The organism is Humibacillus xanthopallidus (genome assembly GCF_044793955.1).
GTDB classification, from domain to species: Bacteria; Actinomycetota; Actinomycetes; order Actinomycetales; family Dermatophilaceae; genus Humibacillus; species Humibacillus xanthopallidus_C.
Genome location: NZ_CP084995.1, coordinates 618,312 through 637,884 on the forward strand (window position 1 = coordinate 618,312; position 19,573 = coordinate 637,884).

The window sequence follows — 19,573 nt, forward strand, 5'->3', positions numbered from 1 at the left end:
CTGGCGTCCCTGACCAAGGCGATCCGGCCGATGCCGTCGTCGCAGCCCCAGCCCACTCGCCAATGGCACACGTCCGCTCACCAGCGGGAAGGCCGTCACCGCCCTCTCGCTCAGGTAGGTCGGCAGGCGGCGGCGTGACGCAGGTTGTCAGCGCGCTCTCATCGCGTCAGAGTCGGGCGGTCCGGGTGTCTCAATTAGCGCTGTCGATCTGGTCGAGGGAGCCAAGCTGCAGCCCGACCCGTTGAAGGAGCTGCCGGTTGTAGCGATTGACTGGGACAGCGCGGTCGTCAACGTCGAACCACCTCAGTGCGAGCGTCTCGATGCCGTCCGCTGTGAGAGCGCCCGTCGTCTCGGTCGCCTCGTAGGTAGCGCCCACGACGTAAGCAGAGAAGCCGTCTGGGTAGGACACTACGAACTCCGGTCCGGAGTACACATCGAGCAGGACTAGCGGCCCTGCCTCAAGTCCAGTCTCTTCCAGCAACTCTCGTCGGGCCGCTTGTTCCAGAGTCTCGCCGGGGTTCAGGCCACCGCCTGGCAGGCCCCAAGAGCCATCGTCGCCGCGCTGTTGAAGGAGGACCTGATCACCGCAGCGAACAAGAACACCAGCGGCCACCAAGACGGGCAGATTGTCGCCGACCTCGACTTCCATGCTCACAACTTGCCACACCGTTGCGATACCCGTTCGCATCTCGTGGTGGGGGGCCGCGGTGCGCCCGACTCTCGGCATGTGGGCGAGACGCACGCGCCTGGCAGGCGGTGGTGCGACGCGGATCGTCGACGGGCTCATCGCGGCAAGAGCGCGGACGTCACCGTCCTGTGTCGCGTGACCGGTGGGCCGCCAAGATCCCCTGGTCGCGGAGTATCCAACCGGAGAGGAACACCACGCTCACGGCGGGACTTACGGCCCTCCCAATGCGTGGACTGACAGAGAAGGCTTGAACTGGAAGCGGGAGAGATCCCCCGTGTCCCGGCATCGGAACCGCCGCTCCGAACAGCCTTTGGGAGGCCATCATGTCCACCCCCACCCGATACCAGGACTACTGGATCAACCCGCGCGTCAAGACCGCCGCACTATGGGCCTCCATGCTGTTCATCTTCGTCTACGTGGACTTGTTCAGCCTGTTCCGTGCCGATGTACGTGCCGACATCGAAGCCGGCAAGATCTTCGCCTTCACCATCGGACAAGGCGTCTTGCTGGGCATGATCATCTACGTCCTGGTTCCCAGCCTGATGGTGTTCCTCAGCCTCGTCCTGCCGGTGAGGGTCACACGGATGTCGAACCTCGTCTTGGCAGTCCTCTACGCCCTCACGGTCGCGGGGGGCGCTATCGGCGAGTGGAACTACTACATCCTCGGCAGCGCGGTCGAGGTCGTCCTGATCGCGGGCATCGCCTACTACGCGTGGACGTGGCCGAAGGCAACCGACGCTGTTACCGCACCAGCAGACCAGTCCCAGGCCAGCACCCGAGCGCACTCTCCGCTGCAGGTGCGCGAGTAGCCCGAACACCCGGTGCTGAGCCTCAAGAGACGTCGAGGCTCATACAGGAGACGGCGGCAGTCGTGGAAGCAGGAACCCCGAACTCCTATGGCACGTCGGAGGCCGAGTGACGCACCTCGCCATTTAGCGGTATGACGGATCACCACCCGATTGAGGCTCGGGCGGCGTGCAGCCTGTGCGGCCATGCGGCATCTTCAGGGCACGGCTACATCACTGATGTGGCGGGAACTGCTCTGTCGCGTGTGGCGCAGACCAGTCACGCTCGGACTAGCTGATCTGACCGCGGATCTCGCCACCTGGGAAGTCGCCCGGCCCCGTGTTCGCCGGGGCTACGCCGTCGTTAGTGTGCACGTTGACGTAGGCGTTCCCTGCCTCGATGGCCGTGATCAGAGCCGTGAGTTCCGTGCCGGCGAGCGGTCCGATCAGGTCGGTAGCGGTGATCGTGCCGGTCGCCAGTACGCCGTTGGCCGAGCCGCTGCCGGCGGGTGCGTTCCCGTAGAGGAAGGCGACGACGGGCCCGTTGACGCCCTCGGGCGCGAGATGGATGTGTGACGCGGTGACGTTGTCGATGTTGGCGACGATGAGCCGGTAGTTGAGTTCGGTGCCGTCGGCGGACAGTTGGAAGACGGCTTGCCCTCGGGCCTTGCTTTCATTCGTCGGCACCTCTTGGGCGGCGCTGAGTCGTGCGGTGTGCGTGGTAGTTGCGTGGGCGGGACCGACGAGCCCGAGACTCGTCAGGGCCAGGACGATTACCGCAACGTGACGCTTTGTTCTCACAACGACCTCCCGTGGTGTCCTGCCGGGGTTCGGGATGAGCGCCGACCTCCTTGTGATGGTCGACCGGTCCTGGGTGTGGTGTCAATGGCCCGGTCGTCGACTTGCGGCGAAAGGGTGCAGGTGCGCAGCGGGTTCTACGACAGCGGGCGCCACCTTCGCCATCATGACGACGACGCCGCACCGGGGTCCTGCCCACGCTGGCACGCCCTGAGGAGGCCCTGCCAGCGCGGTCAGCCGGCCGAGCAGTCGCTCATGAGAGGGCAGTTCACGGGTCCGCCAGCTCGTAAGCCTCCCGCAACCACTCGCATACCTCGTCGTCGACCTGATCCGGGGCGCTCAGCTCGAGGTGGTGCATCCACACCCGCCGCGACGGGTGCGCGACGGCTTTGAACCTCACTGACGCGATCTCGTAGGGCAGCGCGATGGACAGCACCGCGGGCACGTCGCTCTGCACGTACTGCCCAGGACGCCAGACGAAGGCGAAGCCCCTTCGGCGGCGGAACGCGATCTGGCTCTTGGTCACTGCGACCGCAGCGTCGCCGATCGCGTGGATGGCGCGCTCGACCGCACCGTAGACAGCGAGCCCCTCGGGGTGGCCATGGAAGAGCTCCTCAGGCGAGTGCTCCGCCCTCCCGCCCTCCGCGCCACGGTCCATTGCAGCCACGTCTAACCGTTGCGCGGCACGGCGAAGGGCCCCGCGCAGAGCAGGTCGTCGTCGAAGGCGATGGTCATCCCGCCGGGAGGGTCTCCCTCCACGACGAACGCATCCCCGTCCTCCCGGCGAAGCGCGGCGATCGAGCCCGCAGGCAATGTCGTCTCGCGACGCACCGGTGAGACGTTGTCGACCATCTGTCTCCCGGCGCATGCCACGAATCGTTCGCCGCCGCGCAGCAGGCCCAGTTGAGCTCCCGGCACGGAGAAGGTGCTGCTCCCCGCGGCCAGCAGCTCGGTCGCGCGCGCGGTGTCCACAATCGGACGCTACTCCGGACGAGCCGGGCGTGAAGGTGGCATGCAAGAGCCTCCGCGCCACACGGCATACCTCGATGGCTCGCCCGGATGACGCGCGTGGCGCCATTGCCTCACGAACGGCAGCAACCCGTGGCAGTCTCGTCGTCAGGACTCGGGCCCAGCACCGCGCGGACCCCTTTCCGCAGCCGGTCCCGACGTCAGGAGTGCTCATGTCCAACCCCGCCGTTCCGCTCCCCGCCACGGGCACCCACGTGGTGGTGGCTGGCGACACCCTTGGCGCGATTGCGCAGAAGCACGGGGTCACACTCAAGGACTTGCTGCGGTGGAACGCCATCAGCAACCCCGACCTGATCCAGATTGGCGACACCATCAACCTGGCCGACCCCGGGGTCGACATGACCTACGTCGTGGTCAAGGGCGACACCGTCTCGGAGATCGCTGAGCGCTTCGGCAAGCGCTGGGTCGACATCGCCGCGGTCAACAAGCTCGAGGACGTGAATCTCATCCACGTGGGTCAGAAGCTGACCATCCCCGCCCAGGGCGTCGCTCGCGGCTGACGCCCTCCCGGGCTGCCTCAGCCGCCCATCGCCACGGTGCCGTCCGACAGCGCCGGCGACATGAGCCCGAAGATGTTGCCGTCCGGGTCGAGGAGATAGCCGCCCCGACCGACGCCCTCCATGTCCTCGAGGGCGACTGCCTCGGTGGCGCCGAGGTCCAGTGCCGTCTGGAAGAGACCGTCGACATCGCCCTCGACGCCGACGACGAAGTTGCACCCGTTGATCGGAGCGCCGCGCTCGGGAGCCGGGCCCTCCCGCTGGGTGAGCCCGCCGTTGATGCCCTGGCCGGGGGAGTCGACGCCGATCGCACCCTCGCCGGTGTCGATGACCCAGTAGGGCGCGTCGCCGAACCGGGTGAAGCCCCACCCCAGCAGCTCGCCATAGAAGTCGATGAGCCGTTGCGGCTCGGACGCGTGGATCTCGAAGTGGACGACGAGGTTCGCCATGACGCCTCCCTTTGGCCTTGCCGGTGACGCTACGCCGGGCTGCGCTGCACCGTCCAGCATTTCCGTGGCTGTGAGGTGGGCTGCGGGGCTACGTTTGCAGGGTGGACCAGCTGCCCGACGAGGTCGCTCGAGTCGCCCAGGAGCACGGCTTCGACGGCGTGGTCCGTGTTGACCGTCGCGACCGTCCTCAGTTCGCAAGGGCATTCGGGCTCGCGGAGCGCGGGTTCGGCGTCCCCAACACCCTCGAGACGCAGTTCGGCCTCGCCAGCGCGACCAAGGGACTCACCGCCCTCACGGTGATGAGCCTGATCAACGAGGGCCGGCTCATGCTGGACACCACGGCCCGCTCGCTCCTGGGTGACGACCTGCCCGAGATCGACGACGAGGCCACCGTCGAGCACCTCCTCGCGCACCGGTCGGGCATCGGCGACTACGTCGACGAGGACGGCGGCTTCGAGGCCACCGACTACGTCATGACCGTGCCGCTCCACGAGCTGGCGACCACCGAGGGCTACCTCACGGCGCTGTCCGGGCGGCCGGCGAAGTCCGCCCCCGGCGAGACCTTCGCCTACAACAACAGCGGTTACGTCATCCTCGCGATCCTGACGGAGCGCGTCACCGGCTCGTCCTTCCACGAACTCGTCGGTCAGCGCGTCTGCAGGCCGGCGAGTATGCGCGACACGGCCTTCCTCCGGTCGGACGAGCTGCCGGCCCGCGCCGCTCGCGGCTACCTCGCGGCTGACGGTCTACGCACCAACGTGCTCCACCTCCCGGTATGCGGCACGGGGGACGGCGGTGTCTACGCGACGGTCGCCGACGTGCACCGTCTCTGGCACGCCCTCTTCCACGGGCGCATCGTCGCCCCGCCCTGGGTCGAGGAGATGGTGCGGCCGCGCAGCGACGTGCCCGCCGAGCACCGCCGCTACGGTCTCGGGTTCTGGCTCCACCAGGGCGGGGACGCCGTGCTGCTGGAGGGCTACGACGCCGGGGTGTCGTTCCGCAGCCTCCACGACCGAGCTGCCGGGCTGACCTTCACCGTCGTCTCCAACACCACCGAAGGCGCCTGGCCCGTCGCGGGCTTCCTCGAGGACCACCTCCTGGGGTGACGGTGCCCTAGGACCCGGCCGGCCAGCCCCCGTCCGCCACGGGTCAGAGCGCCTTCTCGGCCTCGAGGAGGGTGTTGGCGGCGAAGCGCAGACCCTCCATCTGGTCGAGCTCCTGGTCCTCGTGCTCGATGTTGACGGGCATGTCGGGGTCGACCTTGTGCAAGGCCCGCAGGAACTCGGTCCAGTAGGCCGTGTCGTGCCCGCGCCCTACGGCGACGAAGTCCCACGAGGGGTTCTTCGGCCAGCCACTGAGGGTCGAGCCACCACCGAGCGGGAGGTAGCCCGGCTCGCCCTCGGCGACGCGATAGAAGCTGTCGTCGATGACGCCATTGACCTTGGCGGCCTCGTTGATGCGGGTGTCCTTGGCGGCCGCGATGTAGACGAGCTCGCCCAGGTCGGCGACCGCCAGCACCGGGTCGATCCCCTGCCAGAAGAGGTGGCTCGGGTCCATCTCGGCACCGATGTGCGTCGCGTTGGTCTCCTCCACGAGGCGGTGCATCGTGCGCGGGTTGAAGACAATGTTGCCGGGGTGCATCTCGATGGCGACCTTGACGTCGGCGGCCGCGGCACGGGCCTCGATGTCCTTCCAGTAGGGCACGGCGACGCTCCACTGGTGGTCCTGCACGTCGAGGAAGGGGCTCCACCACGGCAGCGGGTTCCACACGGGCACAAACGTGCCCGGCTCGCCGCCCGGCGTCCCCGACATCGTGATGACGCGCTTGACGCCGAGCAGCGACGCGAGCTCGATCGAGTCGATGAGGTCCTGCGAGTGGGGGAAGCCGGCGGCCGGGTGCAGCGGGTTGCCGTTGCAGTTGAGCGCCGTCAGGGTGAGGCCGCGTGAGCTGAACTCGCCGAGGTAGTCCTGGCGGGCACCCTCGCTCGCGCGGAGGTCGTCGACCGGCAGGTGGATGGGGGGCAGGAAGCCACCCGAGTTGATCTCGGCACTGGTGAGCCCGAGGCTCGCGATCATGTCGAGGGCCTCGCCGAGGGGCTTGTCGCCGAGGCAGGCGTTGTAGGCGCCGATGAGCATGGTGGTCCTTCCGGGAAGTGTTGGGGTGGTGGGGGATTCAGCTGACCGAGACGGTCGCGCCACCGGCGGCGGCCGAGCGGGCGACGGCGTCGATGATGGTGAGGTCACGCAGGCCGTCGCCGAAGGGTGCGACCTTGGGCAGGCCGCCCTCGATGCCGGCGACCTGCTCGAGGAACGCGCGGGCCTGGTAGCCGAAGAGGTCGCCGACGCCGTAGGAGCAGCCGGGGAAGTCCATCGGCAGCCCGCCCTTGACGTAGGGGTGGTCAGGGCCGGCGAGCACCTGGTTGTAGCCGTCAAAGCCGTCGCCGCGCAGCTGGCGGATGACGGAGAACTCCGCGGGCCGGTCCATGTCCCACTTCGCGGCGCCGTTCTCGGCCATGAGGTCGAAGGCGAGCGAGTTGGCGTGACCCGGTGCGATGCGCGAGATCGAGAAGGTGCCGACGGCGCCGGACTCGAAGTGCGCGGTGAAGGTCGCGACGTCGTCGTTCTCGACCGGCTCGCGCACGTCGCTCAGCTGCGCCTTGGCGTGGCCGTAGGTCGTGCCGAGCGGCACGGCCCGCTCCTTGACCTTCGTCGTGAAGGCGCCGCCGCTGACCGATGTCATGCGGCCACAGACGAACTCGGCCAGGTCGATGAGGTGGCTGCCGATGTCGGCGAGCGCGCCCGTGCCGGGGCCGCCCTTGTAGCGCCAGGCCATCGGCGTCTCGGAGCTGCGCGCGTAGTCGCACCAGTATCGGCCGTTGAAGTGCGACACCTCGCCGAGCTCGCTGGTCAGCAGGTCACGGATAGCGGCGACGGCCGGCTGGCGACGATAGACGAAGCCGACGCCGCTCACGAGGTCGGGGTGCGCCTCGGCGGCGGCGACCATGGCGGTCGCGTCCTCGAGGCTCGCCGCGAGGGGCTTCTCGCACAGCACGTGCTTGCCGGCGGCGAGCAGCGCCTCGACGATCTCGCGATGGAGGTGGTTGGCGACGACGACGCTGACGACCTGCACGTCGTCCGCCTCGAGCAGCTCACGCCAGTCGGTGCCGTAGCGCTCGTAGCCGTAGCGCTCGGCGGCGTGCTTGGCAACGCCCTCGTTCGCGTCGATCACGGCGGCATACCGGATGGGTGGCAGCGGTGGGTCGAAAAGCGTTGGGGCCGTGCGGTATCCGGCACAGTGCGCGCGGCCGGCCATGCCGGCGCCGATGACGGCGACGCCGATCGGTGAAGTGGTCATGATGTGCCTCTCTGAACATCACAGGCGGAGCGGCGGCTCCTGCGCTCTTAAAGCGCTTTAAGATGTGGTGAGATCAGTGTGCAGACACGCCTGCCGACGTGTCAACACTTTGTCCTGACAAACTCGTGCCAGCCCCCACCCACGCCAGCAAGGAGCTCGTATGCCGCCCCGCCCGCGTCTCGAGGACGTCGCCGCTCGCGCTGGTGTCTCGACCGCCTCGGCCTCGCTCGTGCTGCGCGGCAAGCCCGGGCCCGGAGCCGCGACGCGTGAGGCCGTGCTCGACGCCGCCCGCGCGATCGGCTATCGCCCCGACGCGGCCGCGAGCCTGCTGGCGAGGCACCGCACCCAGCTGCTCGGCGTGACCATGGATGTCAGCAACCCCTTCCACGCGGAGCTGCTCGAGGAGATCCAGGCAGCCGCCGATGCGCGCGGCTACGACGTCGTCGTCAGCCCCCTGACGCGCACGCGCGGCGAGCGGCGCGCGGTCGAGTCGCTGCTCGACTTCCGCTGCGAGGGGCTGCTGCTGCTCGGGCCCTCGATGACCGCGGCCGAGCTCGCGGAGCTGGGGGAGCGGCAGGCTGTCGTGGCGATCGGTCGTCGTCTCACCTCACCCGGCGTCGACGTCGTGCGAGCGGCCGACGACGTGGGCGTCGGGCTCGCCGTCGAGCACCTGGCCGGTCTCGGGCACCGGGCGATCACCTTCGTCGACGGACCGCGCGGCGCCATCACGACGCTGCGCCGTCAGGGCTATCGCGCGGCGATGAGGCGACTCCCCGGCATGTTCGAGCCGCGCACGCTCGCGGGCGGCGACACCGAGGCCGCGGGGGCTGCCGCCGCGACGCACCTTCGCGACGACCCGGCCACGGCCGTGATCGCCTTCAACGACCGCTGCGCCCTCGGCCTGCTCGACCGGCTCCGCCGCGACGGCCGCGACGTGCCCGGTGACGTGTCGGTCGTCGGCTATGACGACAGTCCCGTGGCCCGCCTCGCCACCGTCGACCTCACCACGGTGAGCCAGGCGCCGCAGGCGATGGCGGAGGCCGCTGTCGCCGCTGCCGTCGAGCGGCTGGAGGGCCACCGCACCGAGCCGGCCGACGTCGTGCTCGAGCCGCACCTCGTCGTCCGCGGCACGACGGCCGCGCCACCGTTTCAAGCTGGCTGAAGACCCCTCGGCTGAGGCGCACGCTTAACCCAACTGGCAGGGTTCATGAGGACGGCGGCGAAACAGATGGATTCGGAGGGCCGAGCTTGGCTGCCGGCATGTGCTCCACCGCAGAGCACTGCACGTACGACATCTGAACATCCCGCTGCGTCACGATGTCACGGGTCAGGCCGTTGGCGAGCAGCACGCCTTTGAAAGCCAGGATCTCACCGGGTTGTGCGGTGAAGAACGGTCTGACCGTTGCGTTGCAGTAGACCATCTCCAAGGTGTTCTTTTCGCGCGTCGCTACCAATGAATCCGCGAAGCCCTGGCCGAATGCGAGCTCGGCCTCGCCGGTGTCGATGCTTGCCAGCTGGGGCGCTGTGAGTGCGCGAAGCTGAAGGAGGACGGTCTGCCCCCCGAGCTCCTGCGTTGCCAGAACTTCTCCCACCGACGCTACGTCCAACGTCGAGAGGTAGGGCCCCTGGCGTGCGAAGTCTCGCAGCGGGACATTCGCGCTCTGGCGCAAGTCATCCCATGAATGCCATTGATCGGGTGCGTATTGGTCGATGTGGTCTGCGAGGTATGTGACGGCCGACTCATAGCAAGTGGGCGTCCGTGTCCACATTCCATCCGAGCAGATGCTCTCCGACTGTGCTTGGGCACGTTCCAGTGACTCAGACGGGCGCAGGAGTAGAAACGCCCCAATCACGGTGGCAAGTCCGAGTAGGGCAAGCACGACGATACGCACCGGCCGCAGGTGTAGACGCTTGTGCAGCGAGTACAGGCCACCGCAGCAGACGATGAGGAGCCCGACCGGCACGCTGTAGTGAAGCGGCTGGCCCAGAAGGGCAAGCACCCCGCCGCCCAAGACGGCGCCGCCTGCGTTGATGCCCAGGTCTCGCCCCACGTTTCCCGTCGCCGAGGCGGAAGGTGATGTTGTTATCGTGCTTCTCCTTCGACGACGCATTCTGAACGGACGACCGAGGCCGAGGAGCTGAGTTTAGCGCCGTGAAAGCCTTCTTGATAGGTGCCTCAGAATGGGAATGCGGCTGTGATTTACACGGCGCTGGCAGGGGTGCTCGGGCGCGGGATTCAACACCGCGGCCATTTCCCGCTCATCACCCTCGAGGGCGCCTCACCCCTGGGGCATTGCACCCGTGAGACGTCGCGGCGATGCTTCGGAGCGTTGCTCCTCACCCACCGCTGAGCGGGGGAGCGGTGCTCGTGCGCACGACGAGCTCGGGCTCGATGACCGTGGCCGGACCGGGCGCGGCCCCCGACAGCCGGGCGTCGACCGTGCGGATGGCTGCGGCGCCGAGCTGCTCCGCGTGCTGACGCACCGTCGTCAGGCTCACGTGGGGGTATGCCGCCTGGCTGATGTCGTCGAAGCCGACGACCGACACGTCGTCGGGCACTCTCAGGCCCGCCTGCCGCACGACGTCAATGAAGCCGAGGGCGCACCGGTCGTTGAAGGCGGCCACCGCTGTGGGGCGCGCTCCACCCAGCGCGAGGAAAGCCGCTGCCGCAGAGGCCCCCTCCAGCTCGGTCAGGCCACCGGTCAGCACCTGCGCGCCGAGGTCGCCGGCCCGTCTCAGCCCTGCGCGATAGCCCCGGCGACGCTCGGCCGCACCGGCCGCGCGGCCGCCGTCCAGCAGGGCGATGCGCGTGTGGCCCAGGCCGACGAGGTGGTCCACGGCGAGACGCAGCCCCTCTGCGTCGTCGGTGCGCACGACGTCGACCGCACCGGAGACGGCTCGCAGCACGCTGACGACGGGCAGCCGCTCCGCAAGCCGTTCGAGCTCACCCGCGCTGAGCGCGCTGCCGAGCGCGACGATCGCCTCGCACCGTTCCGCGAGGAGCGTCCCGACGGCCGCAGCCTCTGACCGCTCCGGCGTCACGCCGCTCAGCACGACCTCGTAGCCGGCGGCGTCGGCATGGGTGTAGAGGCTCTGGATGAGGTCGCCGTGGAAGCTGGCGCCCACCGAGAAGGTCACTCCGACCATCCGCGTGCGGGTGCGGCCGAGCCGGCTCGCCCGCGTGTCCGGTCGGTAGTCGAGCTCTCTCGCGGCAGCCAGCACGCGCTCGCGGGTCGCGTCGGACGCCCCGGCGACGCCGCGGAAGACGATCGACACGAGGGCTCGCGAGACGCCTGCCCTCGCGGCCACGTCCTCCATCGTCACGCGGTCGGAAGCCATGGGGTGAGTCTAGAGCGCTCTATCTTGCTCCGTGCAACCCCTTGACGGCGCACGCGGCGACCCGCTTCACTAGGTCTACTAGAGCGCTCTAGTTAAACAGCTGCGAAGGAGCTGCAATGACCACCCCCGACCCCGTGCGCATCGGCCTCATCGGTGCCGGTCGCATCGGCACCCACCACGCCACGACCCTCACCCGTCGTCTGCACGAGGCCGAGCTCGTCGCTGTCGCAGACCCGTTCGAGGCCTCGGCCCGGCGCCTCGGCGAGGAGCTGGGGGTCCCGTGGCTCACCGACAGCCAGGCCCTCATCGACGACCCTCGCGTCGAGGCCGTCGCCATCACGTGCGCGAGCACGGCCCACGCCGAGCTCGTCGTGGCGGCGGCGCAGGCTGGCAAGGCGGTCTTCGTCGAGAAGCCGATGGCGATGACCCTCGCCGACGCCGACCGCGCGATCGACGCGACCGAGCGGGGCGGCATACCTCTGCAGGTGGGCTTCAACCGCAGGTTCGCGCGCGACTTCGCCACGGCCCGCGACGTCGTCACGGCCGGCGGCATCGGCACGCCGCAGCTGCTGCGGTCGCTCACCCGCGACCCGGGGCTGGCCAACCCGGCCGGCGTGCCGCCGTGGACGATCTTCACCCAGACCCTGATTCACGACTTCGACGCGCTCAACTGGCTCAACCCCGGCGCCACGGCGGTCGAGGTCAGCGTCATGGCCGATGCGCTCGTCGCCCCCGACTTCAAGGCCGCCGGGCTGCTCGACACCGCCGTCGTCACGATCCGCTACGACAACGGCGCCCTCGCCGTCGCGGAGGCGAGCTTCTCGGCCGCCTACGGCTACGACGTGCGCGCCGAGGTCTTCGGCTCGGGCGGCATGGTGACCGCGGGCAGCCCCGCCCACCTCGCGACGAGCCACTGGAGCGCCGCCGGCGTGTCGAGTCCGACGGCCCGCACCGACACCGACCTCTTCGACGACGCGTATGCCGCTGAGCTGGCTGCCTTCTGCGCCGCCGTCCGCTCGGGCACCCCCACGCTCGTCGGTGGTCGCGACGCGCGTGCCGCGCTGCGCATCGCGCTCGCCTGCATCGAGTCCGTCGAGACCGGCGGCACCGTCCGGATCCGCGACACCGACCGGGTCGGTGCCTGATGACGACGACGGCCGGCAGCCCCTTCACGCTCGCGGTCAGCGCCGAGATGGTCTTCGTCGACCTGCCCTTCGCCGAGCGGGTGCGCCGCATCCACGCCCTCGGCTTCGAGGTCGAGATCTGGGACTGGACGCGGCATGACATCGACGAGCTCGTGGCGCTGCGTGACGAGGGGGTCGTCTACTCGTCGATGACGGGCTACGTGCGCGGACGGCTCAGCGATGCCGAAGGTGCCGACGAGCTGCTCTCCACCGCAGGGGAATCCGTGCCGGTGGCCCAGCGCCTCGGCATCCCGCGGCTCAACCTGCACGGCACGGGGCTCGACGACCGCGGCCTGCCGGTGCGACCCGAGCCGGTCGTGACGGGGGAGATGTGGCTGACGGCCGGCGCGACGCTGACCCGCATCGCGGAGCTGGGTGAGAGTGCGGGCGTGACCTTCGTGCTCGAGAACCTCAACACGGCCGTCGACCACCCCGGCGTCCCCTTCGCCACGGCCGCCGACTGCCTGGCGCTCGTCTCGGCCGTCGACAGCCCGCACCTGCGCCTCATGCTCGACCTCTACCACGCACAGATCGGGGAGGGGAACTTGATCGAGCTCTGCCGCCGCGCGCTGCCCTACATCGGCGAGATCCAGGTGGCCGACGTGCCGGGGCGCTGCGAGCCGGGCACGGGCGAGATCGCCTACCCCGCCGTCGCCCGGGCCCTCGTCGAGATGGGCTACCGCGGCACGGTCGGGCTCGAGGCCTTCGCGTCGAGTGACCCCGAGCTGGCGATGGCCCGCTTCCGCGAGGCCTTCACCCTCTGACACCGCCCCGGGTTCGAGGTGTTGCCGCACCCCACGTGGGTCCCGCGATCACCTCGACCCGGGGTGAGGGGAGTGCGGGGTGGGGGCGCTCAGCTCTGGAGGGGACCGGCCCAGCGCCAGTCGCCGTCGGGACCGAGGTACTCCACCCGGTTGACGCCGTCGTCGGTCTCCTCCTCGTCGCGGGCCCAGAGCAGGGCCGCGGCGTGGTCGTCGTGCTCGCCCTCCGCGACGACGTCTCCGAGCGCGTCCAGGAAGCGATAGCGGGTCATGCTCGCGATGCTAGACCTCGCGCTCCCCCGTGAGGGGTGGCCGCGGTCTACGGTCGGAGGATGGTCGACAAGCTGAGCCGTCAGGCATCGTCCGCGGCGCTGCCCCACTGGCGGCACCTGCTCCAGCGCATGCAGCTCACCGTGCGCGCACCCGACTTCGTCACCGCGCTGGACTTCGTCGGCCGCGTGGGCCTGCTGGCCGAGGAGCAGGGCCACCACCCCGACATCGACGTGCGCTTCGACGTCGTGCACCTCGTGCTCTCGACCCACGACGCCGGCGGCATCACCGAGCGCGACGTCGAGCTCGGCCGGGCCATCGACGAGGTCGTCGAGGAGCTGGGCCTCCAGCGTGAGCCGAGCAGTCTCACCCAGATCGAGATCGCCATCGACGCCCTCGACATCGACGCGGTGCGACCCTTCTGGGCGGACGTGCTCGGCTGGGACGAGCAGGCTCGTGACGACCTGCAGGACCCGCTGCAGCTGGGCCCGGCGGTGTGGTTCCAGCAGATGGATGAGCCACGGCCGCAACGCAATCGGATCCACCTCGACGTCACCGTCGCTCACGACGAGGCACTCGTCCGCATGGACCGCGCGCTCGCGGCCGGAGGCCACCTCGTCTCCGACGCCGAGGCACCGGCCTTCTGGATTCTCGCCGACGCGGAGGGCAACGAGGCGTGCATCTGCACGTGGCAGGGGCGCGACCCCCAGACCACCGCCTGATGTATGCCGTCCGGCCGGGTCCCCGTCACCGCCGACCCGGGCGCGGGCGGGTTGCGACGAGAGGCCTCAGCGCCAGGCCACGGCGTCGGCGGCCGCCAGGACCACGAGGTCGGCGAGCTCGTCGGGGTGGGTGAAGAGGTTGTTGTGCGAGCCGCCGAGCAGCGACGTGCGAGTGCTCGCCGCCGCGACCGCAGAGGTCGTGAGGGTGTCGAGCCAGGCGGTCGGGGTGTAGGAGTCGTGGAAGCCGCTCGTCACGGTCAGCGGCGCCGTGAGACCGGCGATGCGTTGCTCGGGCGCATCGCGCATCCCCGAGTGGAGCATCTCGACGATGCCCATCCGCCCGTTGCGGATCTCGACCGGGTCGACCTCGCGGGGCCCGTCGTCGCGATAGGCGAAGGGGGTGACCGCCGCGAGCGGGACCAGCCGTCGCTGCGTCGGGGCGAAGGTCGGCCCTGCCATGACGAGCGCGTAGGACGAGCGCTCACCGGCGAGGGCCAGCGCCGCCGTCAGGGCCGCCTGCGATCCCGTCGAGTGGCCGAGCACGACGACGGGCCGGTCGGACGCCTGCGCCCGCACCCAGCCGGCTGCCGCGAGACCGATGGCATGGATGTTGGGTCGCGTCGGTCGAGGGCGCGCCGACCCGAAGCCGGGCAGGTCGAGCACCTCGCAGTCGAGGCCGCGCTGCACGATCGAGCGCGCCGTCGGCAGCGTGTAGAAGGGCAGCCCCAGCCCCGGCAGGATGACGACGAGCGGGTCAGCCGCACCAACGGACCCTGCCGAAGACACCCGAAGTGACCGCACCGCCCGTCCACCGACCGGCGTCAGCCGCTCGCGCACGTCCCCTGCACCCGCCATGCCGCGAGAGTAGCCACGCCACGGCCGTGCGCCTGTCCAGTCTCACGCCCGGCGTGGGCCGTCCGCTCTCACGTCCGGCGCGAGCTCGTCCACCCCGGCAGGATGCCGCTGTCGAGGGCGCGCTGCCGCAGCGGCGTCGCCAGCTCCACCACTCGTCGGGTCCCCTCGAGACCCAGGTGCGCCCACCCCTCGAGCGCCAGCCGGTCGGTGTCGCGCTCGAGCCCCTTGCGGAAGGCCACACCCTCCTCGGCCAGCGCTCCGTCGGCCACGAGTCCGCGCTCCACGAGCCGCTCCTCGCCCGCAGCCCACTCCTCGTCGGTCCAGCCGCGGGTCGCCTTGAGGAAGCCGGTGTTGCGCGCGAAGAGACCGTTCAGCACGAGCGACTCGACCGGGTCGAGCCCGGCCGCGAGCAGCACCGCGATGTGCCCGTCCCCGCGGTGCTCGCGCACGAGTCCTGCCGCGTGCCACAGCGCCACCCGCGGGTCGTCGGGCCATGCGAGAGCCGAGTGGGCGGCATACAGCGGACGTCCTTGGGGCGTCAGCCCCTCGCACGCGGTGCGCACCAGCGCCAGCAGCTCGCCGAGCTCCGCCTCGGGGACGTCACCGAGCACCCGGCCCAGCACCACGCCGATCGAGTCGCGGCGGGCCTGCTGCACCTGCTCGGGCGATGCCGCCGACCACGACGAGGGCAGCGCCTTGGCGTGCAGCCACGGCGCGAAGACGTAGAACGTCGCCGTCGGCACCTCCGGCCCCACGGCCCCGAAGGCCGCCGACCGCGCCGCGAAGTAGCTGAGCCGCGGGCGCAGGCCGAGCGCGACGAAGGCGGCGGTGACCTCCTCGGCGAAGTAGCTGAGCACGTGCACGGTCTCCAGCGCACCCCACGCCTGGCGGGAGGCGCGGACCAGCTCGACGTCGTCGGTGAGGTCTGCCATGCCAGCACCCTAGGCCGTGCCCCCGCAGCCGGAGCTCAGCGCACAACACAGCGCACAACTCAACGCACGACTCAGCGCACGACGAGCGCCAGCGCCGACACGACGGTCGCCGCGAGCACCGCCTGGTCGAAGCGCGTCTGGCTGAGGCGGCGCGCCGTGTGCAGGCCGATCCACGTGCCGAGCAGCACGAGCGGGGCGAGGGCCAGGGTGCGCCACAGGGTCTGGTTGTCAAAGAGCCCCAGCCCCACGCTGAAGGGCACCTTGCAGAGGTTGACCCCGAGGAAGAAGAGAGCCGACGTGCCGAGGAAGCGCCGCTTCTCGACCCCCTGCGCGACGAGGTAGAGCGTCATGACGGGCCCGGCGGCATTCGCCGTCATCGTCGCGAAGCCCGCGGCCACGCCCGTGCCGATCGCCGCCGGGCGCGACCCGCCGATGCGCGTGGTGTCGGGGGAGCGCCACCGCAGCCCGAGCTGCATCGCGGCGAGCACGAGCAGCAGCACGCCGATGCACCGCCGGAGGGTCGTGTCGTCGACCCATGCGAGGAAGAGCGCTCCGAGCGCGAGGCCGGGCAGCACGGCGGGGATCAGTCGCCGAAGCATGACGAGGTCGGCGTCGCGCCGGTAGTGCCACACCGCCACGACGTCACCGATGAGCAGCAGCAGCAGGATCGCCGCCGTCGACTCCTTCGTCGGCAGCACGAACGCGAAGATCGCGATGGCGATGCTGCCCACGCCGCCGATGGCGGTCTTGGCGAAGCCCACGAGGACAGCCGCCACCCCCAGCAGCACCAGCGACGTCAGGGTCATGGCCGCGAGCGTATGCCGCGTGCCGGGCGCTGCCCACGACGTGCTCGGCGGCTGGTCGGCCGGGTGGTCGGCCGGGTGGCCGGCCGGGTGGTCGGCGGCGACTCACACCCCGAGCGAGGCCCCGAGCTTGCCGAGGAGGCGCGCGAGCGTGGTCCGCTCGGCGGCAGTGAGCGGCTCGAGCAGGCGCGCCTCGTTGGCGAGGTGCTCGGGGACGGCGCGGTCGGTCAGCTCGAGGCCGGCCGGCGTGAGCGCGACGATGCGGCTGCGGCGGTCGTCACCGGAGACCCGCCGCTCGACGAGCCCTGCGCTCTCGAGCCGGTCGAGCCGCTTCGTCACGGCGCCCGAGGTCACCATCGTCTGCTCGACGAGGTCGCTCGGCGTCAGCTCGTAGGGAGGACCGCCGCGCCGCAGGGTCGCGAGCACGTCGAAGTCGCCCTCGCCGAGGCCGTGCGCGCTGTAGACCCGCACGAGCTCCGTCGTCAGCGCGAGCCCGACGCGGTGCAGCCGGCCGATGACGAGGATCGGCGAGGCGTCGAGGTCGGGGCGCTCGTGGGCCCACTGGTCGACGATGTGCTGCACGTGGTCGTGGACCGGCTCGGCGCTCATGGACTGGACTCTATCTTCCAAGGAAGGTAAATTGCCTTCCGTGGAAGACAATAGAGCCGGCTGGGGCACCATCGCGCTGACAGCCCTCCCCGCCGCTGTGTGGGGATCGACGTATGCCGTCACGCAGCTCTGGCTTCCCCCGGACCGCCCGCTCTTCGCCGCCACGCTCCGCGCGCTGCCCGTGGGTCTGCTCATGCTGCTGTGGCTGCGGCGCCTTCCTCGGGGCGACTGGTGGTGGCGCTCGCTCGTGCTCGGCAGCCTCAACATCGGCTTCTTCTATGCCCTGCTCTTCTTCTCGGCCTACCGCCTGCCGAGTGGCCTCGGCGCGACGCTCGTGGCGACCGCCCCGATGGTCACGATGGCCGTCGCCTGGATCCTGCTCGGTGACCGACCGGGCCGGATCTCCTTGGCCGCCAGCGTGGTCGGCCTCTTCGGCGTGGGGCTGCTCGTGCTCCAGAACGGCCTCGACCGTCCACTCGACGCGCTGGGCCTCGGGGCCGGCCTGCTCGCCGTCGTGCTCTCCTCGTGCGGCTTCGTGCTAACGAAGAAGTGGACGCCACCCGTGGGCGTCGTCACCGCGACGTCGTGGCAGCTCGTCGCCGGTGGGGCCGTGCTCGTGCCGATCGCCCTCGTCGTCGAGGGCGCACCGCCGGCGCTCGACCTGCCGGCCGTCGGCGCGCTCGCCTACCTCGGCCTCATCGGCAGCGGCCTCGCCTACGTGCTGTGGTTCCGCGGGCTCACCCTCCTCGGCCCGACCGCGGCGTCGATCATCGGGCTCGTCAACCCCGTCGTCGGGGTGCTCCTCGGGGTGGCCCTGCTCGGCGAGACGTTCGGTCCGGTGCACCTTGTCGCCATGGTGCTCATCGTCCCGAGCGTGCTCGCCGCGCAGCAGCCGGTCCGCGACCGCCTCGCCCGCGCCACCCGCCCCCGCCCCCGCCCCACTCGAGTGGCCGCGGAGCCCCACCTGTCCCAGGCTCGCTGAGCCCGTTCTCCCCACTCGGCCACTCGACTGGGATCGGATGGGTGGGACGACGGGGCCACTCGACGGGGAGGGGACTTCGGGTAAGGCTGGACCATGAGCAACGGGACTTCGCACGGCACGGACCCCGACCACACCTTCGACGTCATCGTCATCGGGCTCGGCCCGGGCGGTGAGCACGTCGCCGGCAGCCTCGCCGAGCGGGGGCTGCGGGTGCTCGCCCTCGATGACCGCCTCGTCGGCGGCGAGTGCCCCTACTGGGGCTGCATCCCGTCGAAGATGATGATCCGCGCCGCCGACGCGCTCGCCGAGGCCCGCCGCGTCGACGGGCTCGCGGGGTCGGTCGGCGAGGTCACCCCCGACTGGAGCGTCGTCGCCCAGCGCATCCGTGACGAGGCCACCGACAACTGGGACGACCAGGTCGCCGTCGACCGCCTCGTCGGCAAGGGCGCGACCTTCGTGCGCGGACGCGCCGTCATCAACGGCCCCGGCCGGGTCGACGTCGACGGCACGGCCTACACCGCGACCACGGGCATCGTCGTCAACACCGGCACGACCCCCCAGGTGCCGCCGATCGACGGACTCGCCGGCACCCCCTACTGGACCAACCACGAGATCGTCGAGGCGACCGAGCTGCCCGCGTCGATCATCGTGCTCGGCGGCGGCGCCATCGGCTGCGAGCTGAGCCAGGTGATGGCCCGCTTCGGCGTCGAGGTCACCGTCGTCGAGGCCGCCGACCGCATCCTCGCGCTCGAGGAGCCCGAGGCCTCCAGGGTGCTCGCCGAGACGTTCGAGTCCGAGGGCATCACCGTGCGCGCGGGCGTCGGCGCTGAGAAGGTCGACCACGACGGCGACACCTTCACCGTGACCCTGGCCGACGGGTCGACCCTCACCGCCGAGCGGCTCCTCGTCGCCACCGGCCGCCGCACCGACCTCCAGGCCGTCGGGCTGCACCACGTCGGCGTCGCCAAGGACGCCCGCTCCGTGCCCGTCGACGACCGATGCCGCGTGACCGACGGGGTCTGGGCGGTCGGCGACATCACCGGCAAGGGCGCCTTCACCCACGTGTCGATGTATCAGGCCGGCATCGTCATCCGCGACGTGCTCGGCGACGACGGCCCGCCGGCGTCGTATGCCGCCCTGCCGCGCGTCACCTTCACCGACCCCGAGGTCGGCTCCGTCGGCCTCACCGAGAAGCAGGCGCGCGACACGCTCGACGCCGTCCAGGTCGGCGTCACCCCGCTCGGCGAGACCACCCGTGGCTGGATCGCGAAGTCCGACGGCCTCATCAAGCTCGTCGCCGACGCCGACCGGGGCGTGCTCGTGGGCGCGACGACGATGGGCCCGGCGGGCGGCGAAGTGCTGGGTGCGCTTGCGGTCGCCGTGCACGCCGAGGTGCCGATCGACACGCTGCGCTCGATGATCTACGCCTACCCGACCCTGCACCGCGGCATCGAGGACGCACTCGGGCGTCTCGAGTGAACGCGCCCCCGCGGGCTCTTGCCGCAGCCCCGTCAC

The 19,573-nt window shown here is 70.6% G+C and carries 23 protein-coding genes; 9 read left to right on the forward strand and 14 right to left on the reverse strand.

The annotated features are described in order from the left end of the window. Positions 1–190: 190 nt before the first annotated feature. The gene (locus LG278_RS02820) at positions 191–649 is read right to left on the reverse strand and encodes an NUDIX domain-containing protein (RefSeq protein WP_404390727.1); all 459 of its coding nucleotides are present in this window, start codon (positions 647–649) and stop codon (positions 191–193) included. 362 nt (positions 650–1,011) lie between these two features. On the opposite strand from LG278_RS02820, the gene LG278_RS02825 reads away from it, so the two are divergent. Then, positions 1,012–1,497 (forward strand): DUF6326 family protein, encoded by a 486-nt coding sequence (locus LG278_RS02825; protein ID WP_404390729.1) that lies wholly within the window; start codon positions 1,012–1,014, stop codon positions 1,495–1,497. Between the two features lie 267 nt (positions 1,498–1,764). On the opposite strand, the gene LG278_RS02830 is transcribed toward LG278_RS02825, so the two are convergent. From LG278_RS02830 to LG278_RS02840, 3 genes are all read right to left on the reverse strand, one after another. Beyond that, positions 1,765–2,160: a CHRD domain-containing protein gene (locus LG278_RS02830; RefSeq protein WP_404390731.1), complete on the reverse strand. Its 396-nt coding sequence runs from the start codon at positions 2,158–2,160 to the stop codon at positions 1,765–1,767. Between the two features lie 379 nt (positions 2,161–2,539). Further along, positions 2,540–2,929 (reverse strand): DUF5655 domain-containing protein, encoded by a 390-nt coding sequence (locus LG278_RS02835; RefSeq protein WP_404393518.1) that lies wholly within the window; start codon positions 2,927–2,929, stop codon positions 2,540–2,542. 11 nt (positions 2,930–2,940) lie between these two features. Further along, entirely contained in the window at positions 2,941–3,243 is a 303-nt protein-coding gene (locus LG278_RS02840) for a hypothetical protein (protein ID WP_404390733.1), read from the reverse strand. A gap of 209 nt (positions 3,244–3,452) precedes the next feature. On the opposite strand from LG278_RS02840, the gene LG278_RS02845 reads away from it, so the two are divergent. Then, entirely contained in the window at positions 3,453–3,800 is a 348-nt protein-coding gene (locus LG278_RS02845) for a LysM peptidoglycan-binding domain-containing protein (RefSeq protein ID WP_404390735.1), read from the forward strand. 17 nt (positions 3,801–3,817) lie between these two features. Here the strand turns inward: LG278_RS02845 and LG278_RS02850 are convergent, their stop codons facing one another. Further along, a complete protein-coding gene (locus LG278_RS02850) occupies positions 3,818–4,246 on the reverse strand; it encodes a VOC family protein (RefSeq protein ID WP_404390737.1) in 429 nt (142 codons plus the stop codon). Between the two features lie 101 nt (positions 4,247–4,347). Between LG278_RS02850 and LG278_RS02855 the strand changes: the two genes are divergently transcribed. Then, positions 4,348–5,352, forward strand: coding sequence for a serine hydrolase domain-containing protein (locus tag LG278_RS02855; protein ID WP_404390738.1), 1,005 nt, complete (start codon positions 4,348–4,350; stop codon positions 5,350–5,352). 43 nt (positions 5,353–5,395) lie between these two features. Here the strand turns inward: LG278_RS02855 and LG278_RS02860 are convergent, their stop codons facing one another. Together LG278_RS02860 and LG278_RS02865 are read right to left on the reverse strand one after the other, a co-directional pair. Beyond that, the gene (locus LG278_RS02860) at positions 5,396–6,382 is read right to left on the reverse strand and encodes a sugar phosphate isomerase/epimerase family protein (protein ID WP_404390740.1); all 987 of its coding nucleotides are present in this window, start codon (positions 6,380–6,382) and stop codon (positions 5,396–5,398) included. Positions 6,383–6,419: 37 nt separating this feature from the next. After that, entirely contained in the window at positions 6,420–7,601 is a 1,182-nt protein-coding gene (locus LG278_RS02865) for a Gfo/Idh/MocA family protein (protein ID WP_404390742.1), read from the reverse strand. Between the two features lie 160 nt (positions 7,602–7,761). On the opposite strand from LG278_RS02865, the gene LG278_RS02870 reads away from it, so the two are divergent. Next, positions 7,762–8,763, forward strand: a complete 1,002-nt coding sequence (locus LG278_RS02870) for a LacI family DNA-binding transcriptional regulator (RefSeq protein WP_404390744.1) — start codon at positions 7,762–7,764, stop codon at positions 8,761–8,763. A 43-nt stretch (positions 8,764–8,806) separates the two neighbouring features. Here the strand turns inward: LG278_RS02870 and LG278_RS02875 are convergent, their stop codons facing one another. Both LG278_RS02875 and LG278_RS02880 read right to left on the reverse strand, forming a co-directional pair. Beyond that, the gene (locus LG278_RS02875) at positions 8,807–9,652 is read right to left on the reverse strand and encodes a hypothetical protein (protein WP_404390746.1); all 846 of its coding nucleotides are present in this window, start codon (positions 9,650–9,652) and stop codon (positions 8,807–8,809) included. A 286-nt stretch (positions 9,653–9,938) separates the two neighbouring features. Continuing rightward, a complete protein-coding gene (locus LG278_RS02880) occupies positions 9,939–10,940 on the reverse strand; it encodes a LacI family DNA-binding transcriptional regulator (protein ID WP_404390748.1) in 1,002 nt (333 codons plus the stop codon). A gap of 116 nt (positions 10,941–11,056) precedes the next feature. Here LG278_RS02880 and LG278_RS02885 point away from each other — a divergent pair, with 116 nt between their 5' ends. Further along, positions 11,057–12,085: a Gfo/Idh/MocA family oxidoreductase gene (locus LG278_RS02885; RefSeq protein ID WP_404390750.1), complete on the forward strand. Its 1,029-nt coding sequence runs from the start codon at positions 11,057–11,059 to the stop codon at positions 12,083–12,085. Beyond that, a complete protein-coding gene (locus tag LG278_RS02890) occupies positions 12,085–12,888 on the forward strand; it encodes a TIM barrel protein (RefSeq protein WP_404390752.1) in 804 nt (267 codons plus the stop codon). The genes LG278_RS02885 and LG278_RS02890 overlap by 1 nt, the downstream gene beginning before the upstream one ends. Positions 12,889–12,977: 89 nt before the next feature. Here LG278_RS02890 and LG278_RS02895 read toward each other — a convergent pair whose 3' ends face one another. Continuing rightward, entirely contained in the window at positions 12,978–13,157 is a 180-nt protein-coding gene (locus tag LG278_RS02895) for a hypothetical protein (protein WP_404390754.1), read from the reverse strand. A 60-nt stretch (positions 13,158–13,217) separates the two neighbouring features. Here LG278_RS02895 and LG278_RS02900 point away from each other — a divergent pair, with 60 nt between their 5' ends. Further along, positions 13,218–13,877 (forward strand): 4a-hydroxytetrahydrobiopterin dehydratase, encoded by a 660-nt coding sequence (locus LG278_RS02900; protein WP_404390756.1) that lies wholly within the window; start codon positions 13,218–13,220, stop codon positions 13,875–13,877. A 66-nt stretch (positions 13,878–13,943) separates the two neighbouring features. Here LG278_RS02900 and LG278_RS02905 read toward each other — a convergent pair whose 3' ends face one another. The 4 genes from LG278_RS02905 to LG278_RS02920 form a co-directional block, all read right to left on the reverse strand. Continuing rightward, the gene (locus LG278_RS02905) at positions 13,944–14,732 is read right to left on the reverse strand and encodes an alpha/beta hydrolase (RefSeq protein WP_404390758.1); all 789 of its coding nucleotides are present in this window, start codon (positions 14,730–14,732) and stop codon (positions 13,944–13,946) included. Positions 14,733–14,800: 68 nt separating this feature from the next. Next, complete coding sequence (locus LG278_RS02910) at positions 14,801–15,664, reverse strand: hypothetical protein (RefSeq protein WP_404390760.1); 864 nt, start codon at positions 15,662–15,664, stop codon at positions 14,801–14,803. 71 nt (positions 15,665–15,735) lie between these two features. Next, positions 15,736–16,470, reverse strand: coding sequence for a sulfite exporter TauE/SafE family protein (locus tag LG278_RS02915; protein WP_404390762.1), 735 nt, complete (start codon positions 16,468–16,470; stop codon positions 15,736–15,738). A 102-nt stretch (positions 16,471–16,572) separates the two neighbouring features. Beyond that, a complete protein-coding gene (locus LG278_RS02920) occupies positions 16,573–17,076 on the reverse strand; it encodes a MarR family winged helix-turn-helix transcriptional regulator (RefSeq protein WP_404390764.1) in 504 nt (167 codons plus the stop codon). A 40-nt stretch (positions 17,077–17,116) separates the two neighbouring features. Here LG278_RS02920 and LG278_RS02925 point away from each other — a divergent pair, with 40 nt between their 5' ends. Further along, positions 17,117–18,058, forward strand: coding sequence for an EamA family transporter (locus tag LG278_RS02925; protein WP_404390766.1), 942 nt, complete (start codon positions 17,117–17,119; stop codon positions 18,056–18,058). Positions 18,059–18,151: 93 nt separating this feature from the next. After that, entirely contained in the window at positions 18,152–19,537 is a 1,386-nt protein-coding gene (locus tag LG278_RS02930; protein WP_404390768.1) for a dihydrolipoyl dehydrogenase family protein, read from the forward strand. Positions 19,538–19,573 lie beyond the last annotated feature (36 nt).